Source organism: Rhizobacter sp. (assembly GCA_021153565.1).
GTDB lineage: Bacteria > Pseudomonadota > Gammaproteobacteria > Burkholderiales > Burkholderiaceae_C > Albitalea.
On record JAJKJU010000304.1, the window covers coordinates 1 to 8458 of the forward strand.

At 61.5% G+C, this 8458-nt stretch carries 6 protein-coding genes; 1 reads left to right on the forward strand and 5 read right to left on the reverse strand.

Annotated features, from left to right (window positions below):
* Positions 1-1777, forward strand: a 1777-nt coding sequence (locus AC30NL_RS19155; protein WP_489465582.1) for a DUF3857 domain-containing transglutaminase family protein, incomplete at its 5' end; no start/stop codon positions are given.
* Between the two features lie 613 nt (positions 1778-2390).
* Here the strand turns inward: AC30NL_RS19155 and AC30NL_RS19160 are convergent.
* The 5 genes from AC30NL_RS19160 to AC30NL_RS19180 all read right to left on the reverse strand — a co-directional run bounded on the left by AC30NL_RS19160 (position 2391) and on the right by AC30NL_RS19180 (position 8212).
* Positions 2391-3110 (reverse strand): hypothetical protein, encoded by a 720-nt coding sequence (locus tag AC30NL_RS19160; RefSeq protein ID WP_489465583.1) that lies wholly within the window; start codon positions 3108-3110, stop codon positions 2391-2393.
* A gap of 100 nt (positions 3111-3210) precedes the next feature.
* On the reverse strand, positions 3211-3930 hold the full coding sequence (locus AC30NL_RS19165; RefSeq protein WP_489465584.1) for a hypothetical protein: 720 nt from the start codon (positions 3928-3930) through the stop codon (positions 3211-3213).
* 1021 nt (positions 3931-4951) lie between these two features.
* Positions 4952-5971 (reverse strand): tyrosine-type recombinase/integrase, encoded by a 1020-nt coding sequence (locus tag AC30NL_RS19170; protein ID WP_489465585.1) that lies wholly within the window; start codon positions 5969-5971, stop codon positions 4952-4954.
* The gene (locus tag AC30NL_RS19175; protein WP_489465586.1) at positions 5964-6965 is read right to left on the reverse strand and encodes a tyrosine-type recombinase/integrase; all 1002 of its coding nucleotides are present in this window, start codon (positions 6963-6965) and stop codon (positions 5964-5966) included. Before AC30NL_RS19175 ends, AC30NL_RS19170 begins: the two co-directional genes overlap by 8 nt.
* On the reverse strand, positions 6962-8212 hold the full coding sequence (locus tag AC30NL_RS19180; RefSeq protein WP_489465587.1) for a tyrosine-type recombinase/integrase: 1251 nt from the start codon (positions 8210-8212) through the stop codon (positions 6962-6964). The genes AC30NL_RS19175 and AC30NL_RS19180 overlap by 4 nt, the downstream gene beginning before the upstream one ends.
* Positions 8213-8458: the final 246 nt, after the last annotated feature.

Below are 8458 nucleotides of genomic sequence, written 5' to 3' on the forward strand. Positions count from 1 at the left end.
ATTCACCCATCTCATCCAGCGAATCCGCGTAGCTGAAGACTTCAGCTACGAAACGGAGATTGACGCCGAATACAAGGTGCTCACCGAGCAGGGGGCCCGCAGCAACGGACGCTTCACAATCCAGTACAACAAGGCTTTCAGCGAGATGGAGATCGTAAGCGCTGAAACCATCAAAGCTGATGGTCGCCACGTGTCTGTGCCACCTTCCGGCATTGCGCATCAGAGCGGCAGCTTGGGGCTTTACACCCAAAAGGATATGGAAAGCATCATGCTGGTACTGCCGGATTTTGCGGCCGGGGATTCGGCCCGTGTCGTCCGGCGTTCGCATGACAAACCGATGTTTCCAGGCAGTTTCTCCTTTGCCTATGCGCCCGCGCTGAATTTTGTGCAGGACAACACCGAAATCCATCTGGATGTGCCGGAAAAGATGGCGCTGCAGATGGATGTCACAGGCTTCAGCAAGGTGCAGGACGAAGTGACGCAAGGGCGCCGCCTGCTGGTCTGGCGCTATGTCAGCGTCAAGACCAAAATATTTGAGCCACAGCAGACCGAAGTTCGCATCAGCCAGCCGCATGTATGGGTCAGCAGTTTCGGCTCATGGGACACGATGGCCGAAACTTATCATGAGTTGTACCTGCCGCAGGCCATCGTAACGCCCGAAATCGCCATGCTGGGCAAAGAGCTGACGGCGGACGCCAACACCGATCGTGACAAGGCTCAGCGCCTCTACGACTGGGTGCGCAAGAACATCCGTTACGTGGCGATCTACGCCGGGCTGGAGAGTTGGGTGCCACACCCGGCTGGACAAGTACTTGCGGATCGCTTTGGCGATTGCAAGGATCATGCGGTGTTGCTCAATACACTGCTCAAGGCGGTGGGTGTAGAAGGTCTGCCAGTGCTGATCCAGGCCGATCTGACCAACTACCGTCTGCCGGAGGTGGCCGCGCCAATGCAATCCTTCAATCACATGATCAGCTATCTGCCAGGGCTGGACCTGTATCTGGATTCCACCTCCGTCGTTACCGAGTTCGGATACTTGCCCGACCAAGATCAGGGCAAACAGGTGCTGCGTGCCGGCTTGGATAAAGCCGTAGGCAGTACCCCACTGAGCAAGGCTGACAATCGCCAGAGCAAACGCACAACGAAGATCAAGATCAATGAAGATGGCTCAGCCAATGTCGTGACCGCTTTGTGGTTTGGCGGTGATTTTCGCGGCTGGTACGAACAGTTCTACCAGGAGCGCCACAACGGCAAGGAAAACCTCTGGGCCACTGAGCAACTGACGAAACAGAACAAGCGCGGCCGAGCCACGTTCAAGTGGTTGCCCGAGGCCAACGGCTGGCGTGGTTTCGCGATCACGCAGACCATCGAAAACTACCTACCCGAGAGCGATATCGGCTTGCTCGATTTCGCTCACGCCTATGTTGGCGGCGTATCGTTTTTCCCCGTGCTGAACCTGTTTGAAACGAAGAGCCGCGACAGCAGTTTCAACTGTATGGCAATGGATATCAAAGACACAGTGGAAATTGGCCTGCCGGATAGTCTCAAATTGCTGCGCTTACCGCGTACCCGGAATCTGACGAGTGATGCCGCACAGCTGCAAGTGGATTACAGCGAAAAAGATGGCCGCTACACCATGCAGCGCACCTTCCACTGGGAGCCGCAGAGCAACAGCAGCGGTAGTTGTACAAAGGCGGAATGGGATATCTGGCAACCCGTCATGCGCCAGATCCGCAGCGCAGTGAAGAGCGCCGTGCTGGCCTACGAGCGCAATTGACCAGCAGCTTGCAGAGGCGCGTCCCGCTATGCTCTACAGGCACATGCGCAATCCATCGATTTTGATTCGGCAGATTTCTGTAAGCGACCAGGTGACTCTAATCTGCCATGCTGCCGCTGTGGGTCGGCAGCGCCAATTGCCGCGTTTGAGCAGCAGACACTTGGTCGGCCTTCGACGCTGGACGGCGTCGGCAGCGATTGCCTCGGCCGTGCTGAAGCAAGTGCCGTCGTGCGCCCGGCGACCTCCTATGTCAGCGGTACCCTGAGACCGGTCGTTGGTGCCGCGGTCTACTGGATACCTGAATGGCAGGAAGAGAGCCAATACCGTGAGTTCGCCGGACGTGCGCGACCGGCCGCATACGCTGCGAAGCCTGCATTGCACATCCGTCCGTCGCCTCAAGACTGGTTGCCGTCGTTCGGCTTCGGCCTGCCGAATGTCGCTATGCAAAGCTTTGCATAGCGACCCAAAGCTGCCGCTGGCCTCTTCGATTTCGACGTCGGCAAGCAGCCGTTCGCGGTGGGGGTGCGTGCCCTGGCGCTGAAGCTGCTGCAAAGCGGACTGGAAGCAATTGGACGTTCAGGTTCCTTCGGCCGAATGCTGGGCATTTTCTTTGTCACTTCAACTGGTAAGAGTCCAGCTCAGATGTATTTCGTTCGCTGCGCTCGCCGCCGCTCGCGTAGTACTCCTCGACGGATTTGACCCAACGGCGCACCGACGGCACGTACCAGAACGCCTTGTACATCCGCCCTTCTATCCGACGCGCACCCGCGGTGTCGATTTGGGTTGCGAGGGTTGATATTCCCGAGGCCCCCAGCGCTGCCGTAGCGATCGTGTTGGAGGGGACGGTCTCGGCTAGCCATCTGCCTTCCGCCTCAATCTTGATCGCGTCGAACTTTCCCGCGGCTACCTCGACGTGCTCAATGCCCACCACGGTGTAGGTCGAGTTGAAGTCTTCCCACACATGACCCTTGTTCGGGTGCTCCTCCCGGTAGTGAACGTCCCAATGCTTGCCGACCGTCAGCGGAAAATCCAACGGTTGATTGACGACCGTCTCGACTCCATTGACGGCGCGCACACGGCGCCAGTCCACCCCTGAGAAGACATTCTTGGGAGGCTGCGCCGAACCTGCTTGCCGGGCGTCGAAGTAGATGGTCGACGCCGTCGTTCGCGTCACTTCGTAAACTTCCCGCTCCTCCTTGAACCCCGAGCGGGTGTCGTTGGTCTGGCGGTATGTCCAGGTGTCTCCGACCTGTACGAGCGGACGTTCGGCGGTCTGCGCATGCACCAATGCGCAAAGCATCAGAGCAGAGCAAGCTGCGACGATAGTTCTCATTGACTCCTCCTTCTTGGGACTCTATAAAAATGAGCGCCGCAAAGCACTCGTTGAACCGGCATGAGACCGCCCTGCGAAAATTCAGACAGCAAGTGCAAAGTCAGGACTGACTCTGCAGCGCCGTTGTCGTGGTTACCGGATAGCCGTTCAGCAAGGCTGTCCCGCTGTACGCAATGTTGATGACCCGCTTCACGATGATCGCCGTGCCCACGTCACGCCAGGTCGTAATCGCCTCGGTGCGCGTTGTCCCGTTTACGTCGGTCCAGGTCAGGGTGCTCTGCAGCTTGACGGCCGAAAACGTTCCCGCCGGCACTGCCACCGACTCGATGCCGACGACAAACCCCGTCTGCGTGTACGGAGGCGGGGTCGCCGTTCCACATGTGATGGCGTAGTTCAGCGTCCACGCCTGTCCGACAGCAAGCGGATAGTTCGGGCCTGTGCCGTGCGGTGCGACTGTGCAGGTGACCTGGATACCGTTGGCGGGCGTGTATGAATACGAGAGTATCTGTCCCGAGTCGTTCTCCGTTCTCGACTCGGTGAGCGTCGAGTACGTCGTCCCATTGACGACAATTGAATTTCCGCTCGGATCGTCTTGGACGTAGACATACGACCCGTCTGCGTTGACCGCGGTGACCGAGTCCCGGATTGTTTGGTTGATCGTGTTGTTGGAGTTGTCGAGAATGGTGTAGGCGTAGATTCGCTGGGAGTTCACCTTCGGCGTGACGAAGGCGTACGTTGTGCTCGACCCTGCGTCACCTCCACCGCAAGCCGACAGCAAGGCCGCGATTGATGCAACACCACAGACTTTCAGTAGCTTCATGTCCATCCCATGATCATTGGTGCGCTCGAGCCCAGCAACGCGCGCTGAGGCCGAAATGAAATACGAAACCTGAGCCCTCTCCGTCGCTCGACCTTGTGGCCTAACCTTTGACGTAAGGCGCATGCGGCGGCGTGGATGACCTCGCCGGACACATCGCCGCTCGGCGAACGCCACGCGATGAGGTACCGCTGGTTGCTGCCGTTGTGATTGATGGCGAAGTTTTCTCGCGAAAATTTTCGCACCGGCACTATAGCCAATCATGTACAGAGCGTCTCTGAAGTCGCCCCCCCGTCCGGGGGGGGGCTTGCATCGGGCCCGAGACTCATCGTAGCTGTACCCTGTAGCGAGTACGACGCTGGGAGCGCGCACGCCGCACTGCAGCGAGGTGAGGTGTTCCTGGGCCCCTGCGCTCGAAGAACTGCTATGACGGCAATGTGATGCAGACCAGTCGGCCAAGTTCGTCGATCGTGCGGTCGAAGTCGACCCTTTGCTGTCCTTCGACACGACCTTACGGACGCCCTGTAGGCCGAAAAGCGACGGGCACCTTCGTGTGGGGACTCTCCACTTCGCTTTCAGCGACACGCGCTGGTCAGTACATCGTTAAGCTTTGCTTGTCCGCCGTCCGCCGGCAAGCGAGTCCACGGGCGCCGCGTTTCGCACTTCCACCGTTTTCCCCAAAGGGGGAAAGCGGCTTCACTGGCTTGAGGCAGCGCTTGGTGCCCGACAAAGAATCTCGCCGATCGACTTCCGGCGTGATCGCTCGCGTGCCGCAGGCCTTGGCAATCTATTGAATTAAACCTCGGTGACTTCGTCATGGCTCCATCCTCTCAAGAATTGGAGCCTCCTCACAATCCGGGGCGGTTCAGATCGAGGTCCGCCCCGTTACTGACGTTCGAGCTGACGCGGTCGATGTCAAGTGTGCCGCGTTATGCACAGCACGCAGTTATGCACAGTTGGTCCAGCAGCGCGACGTTGCCGCCCTCGTACGAAGACGACGGTCGCGCCTCTGAACTGCGCGTAATCACAAGGTCTTGAGGAACTTCAACAGCTCGTCGTCTGCCCGGAATCGACGTGGAACCACGTTGGGATCCTGAAGCCTGGCCAGCGCCTTCTCCTTCATGGCGAGATCGGCCTCTACGTACTGATGCGTTGTCGCCGGACTCTCATGTCCGAGCCACAGGGCGATTACGCTGATGTCCACGCCCGACTGCAGAAGGTGCATGGCCGTCGAGTGCCTCAGGCAATGCGGTGAGATAGTTCTCCCGGCCAGACTCGGCATCGTGAGCGCGGCGGCCTTGACGGCCAATGCCAGGCGCTGCGTCACGTTGGATCGTGTCATCGCCTGTCCGCCACGGTTGGGCAGCAGCGCAGACGTGGGAGTCAGATCCGGGTTGAACTTCAGCCAGGCGCGGATCACCTTGACCGTCGATCGCCAGAGCGGCACAGACCGCTGCTTGCGTCCCTTGCCATGCAGATGCACGCAGGCGGCAGGGGCCAGCACGACATCGCCCACCTTCACGCCGATCGCCTCCGACACGCGGGCGCCGGTGTTGTACAGCAGGGCCAGCAGCAGGTTATCTCGCCGGCTCACCCAATCCACTCCCGGCGCGCCGATCACGGCCAGCATCTCCTCGCGCGTCAGGAACTCGAACATCGGCCGCTCGAAGCGCTTCATCGGCACGCCCAGCGCATGCTCGACGACCTGAAGCGCCGTTACGTCTCGCCGAGCCGCGAACTTCAGGAACGAGCGCAGCGCGGCCAGTCGCGCATTGCGGCTGCGGACGGTGTTGTGCCGATCACGTTCCAGATGATCGAGGAAGTCCAGGATCAGCGCGGGCGTCAGGTCGGCGAGCGACAGCGTCGTTGGCGTCTTGTGCAGGCGCGCCTGGGCGAAGTCCAGGAACAGCACGAACGCGTCCCGATAGGCCGCAACAGTCTGCGGGCTCAACGCGCGCTGCTGCGTCAGGTGCTCGGCGAAGAAGGACTGGACCAGCGTCGCGAAGCTCGGCGGGGCCGGCTTGCGGTAGTCAGAGCTACTCATCGTCACTCTCCGCGATGTCGGCGAACCTCTCGAATCGAGCGCCGGCCAGCGCCATCAACTCCGGCACGCCGCTCAGGTACCAGTAGGTGCTGGAGATGTTGATGTGGCCCATGTACGTGGACAGGGCCAGCATTCGTTGGTCGAGGTTCGCTCCCTGTTGATGCCACAGGATCATGCGCCTCACGGCGAAGCTGTGGCGCAGGTCATGCACCCGCGGTTGGCCATGGCCGCCGCGATCGATCCAGCCCAACTGCTCGCGCAGCTGACAGAACATTCGATGCACCTGCCTGTCTCCCAACGGCTCGCCGCGGCGCACGCCGCGCGAGCTGACGAAGAAGGTCATCTGCGGCTTCGGATGCACGTGCTGGCGGCGCAGGGCTCGGTAGGCCGCCAGCGGGCTGATCACACTGGGGTGCAGCGGCACCATGCGGGACTTGCCGAACTTGGTCTGCTGTATGGTCAGGACACCGCCTTCCAGATCCGCATCCGAGTCGGCCAGGTTGATCGCCTCAGAGACCCGAAGCCCGGCCGATGCGATCAGGCCGAACAGCGTCGCATAGGTCGCGGCACGAAGGCCATCCGAGGGGCCGAGTCGGCGGGCCGCGACGATCAGTGCCGCGATCTCGGCTTCGCTGTAGATGTGAGGCGCTACGCGGCGCGGGATCGGACCGAAGCTGGAATCGTCAGGCACTTCGACGGTCGGATCGAACTGCTGCAGCCAGCGCATGAAGGGGCGCAGCGTTGCCAGTCGACGCGCTGCGGTGTCGACATTGACCTGACCGCCCACGAGGTACCGGGGCTGGACCTGGCGCGCCCACTGGACCATCACGTCCACCGTCAACGCGCTGTCCCGGCCCTCTCCGGCCATGAAGCGGGTGAAGTGGCGCACGGCGAGATCAGAAGAACAGGGCTTGAACCCGAGACGCAGGCGTTCAGCCAGGTACTGCTCGACCTTGCCGGTGAGGTCGATGCTCGCGGGTGACGGGGCGCTCATGATGCGCTCCCAGGCCAAGGCAGAGCGACCTCGGCAAGCAGTTGCAAGTCGAGCTTGGCGTAGATCAGCGAGGTGTCCAGCGATCGATGCCGAAGCACATCGGCAACCTCCTTGATCGAGCTGCCGCTGTTGACCAGACGACAGGCCAGCGTGTGACGCAACGAGTGGCAACTGCGCGAGATGCCGGCACTTCGCAAGGCACGTCCGATTGCACGGCTCACCCCGTCGACGCCGATGGGCTTGTCGTGTGGCGCCAACCGACGGACGAACAGGGACGGCAGCGTGGTTGCAGGTCGCTCGTGTCTCATGTACTCCGACAGCGCTTGTCCGGTGAGCGCCGGCAGCGGCAGGACGTCCTGCCGCAGGGACTTAGTCCTCTTCAGGGTCACCGTGCCGGCGCGCCAGTCGAAGTCGCCAAGCTCCAGCTTGGCAATCTCCCCCACGCGCAGGCCGAGATCCAGAGCCAGGCGCACCATGGCCACCAAGCGCAGCGGCGCCCGCTTGACCTGGGCGCAATGCGCTTCGAGCCGCCGGACTTCCTCGGTCGTCAGAGTGCGCGGCAACGATGCCTGGCTCCATCGCACCGGCGACGAGATGGCGCCGAGCAGGGCATTGACTGCGTCACCGCAGGTCCCGCGGTATCGGAAGTAGGCGCGCAGCGCCGCCGTGATCGCGCTGGCGTGCGACGCGCTGTTGACCCGCGTGAGCTCCGTCGCGATGAAGCCGCGAACGTCTTCCGGCTGCAACTCGCCGATGGCGATGGCCTTGCCCGCGACTTTGCATTGCAGCAGCTGGCTGACGCGCGCGAGCCGATCCTCTCGGGTGCCAATTGCCAGGCCCCGGGCGTCGCGCATGTGGATGTTGTAGCGGGCCAGTTCCTCGGCCACGGGACCGCTGGGCCCAGGCAGTTCAACAATGACATGCTGCTCCCGCAGTAAAGCCAGCAGATGCCCGAGACTGGCGCTCAAGTCATTGCGTGTGCGCAGAGCCGCGGGATGGCAGTCGCAGCGCGGCAGATGGGAATCCAGGAATTGCTCGACGATGGCCTCGTCGATCTGATCAGCAGACAGTTGGCACTTCGTCATCCAGTGGGAAAAGTGCGACCAGGCACGCAAGGCCTTCTCCGAACTGCCTTCGGCGTACCGACCGCGCTCCAGCAATGCCTGGAATGCCTCGACGTATGAAGACAGCGGGCCGTCGAGCAACCAAGCCCTGGCCAACGGGTGCATTGAGCGGATCAAGTCCATGGCGATCTCCAGTTGTGAGATCGCCATCCATGCGCCGGCCACGAACTTATGTCCAGTTCAACGGCACCCTCATGGCAGTGCGCCCACGGAGATCGCGGCCTGCGGCCGGATCAAGTCCGAGAACTGTGCATAACTGCGTGCTGTGCATAATGCAGAGAGTCTTTAGCCTGGCGGACGCGGCACCCGGGTCTGCACTGACGGCACGGCGTGACCGCCGCGGCCGGTAGGCTAAAGATCCCGTTGCAC

Coding starts and splice junctions, on each gene's coding strand:
- AC30NL_RS19175 (WP_489465586.1), bottom strand. CDS start 6,965: ATGAGCGCCCCGTCACCCGCGAGCATCGACCTCACCGGCAAGGTCGAG.
- AC30NL_RS19165 (WP_489465584.1), bottom strand. CDS start 3,930: ATGAAGCTACTGAAAGTCTGTGGTGTTGCATCAATCGCGGCCTTGCTG.
- AC30NL_RS19170 (WP_489465585.1), bottom strand. CDS start 5,971: ATGAGTAGCTCTGACTACCGCAAGCCGGCCCCGCCGAGCTTCGCGACG.
- AC30NL_RS19160 (WP_489465583.1), bottom strand. CDS start 3,110: ATGAGAACTATCGTCGCAGCTTGCTCTGCTCTGATGCTTTGCGCATTG.
- AC30NL_RS19180 (WP_489465587.1), bottom strand. CDS start 8,212: ATGGACTTGATCCGCTCAATGCACCCGTTGGCCAGGGCTTGGTTGCTC.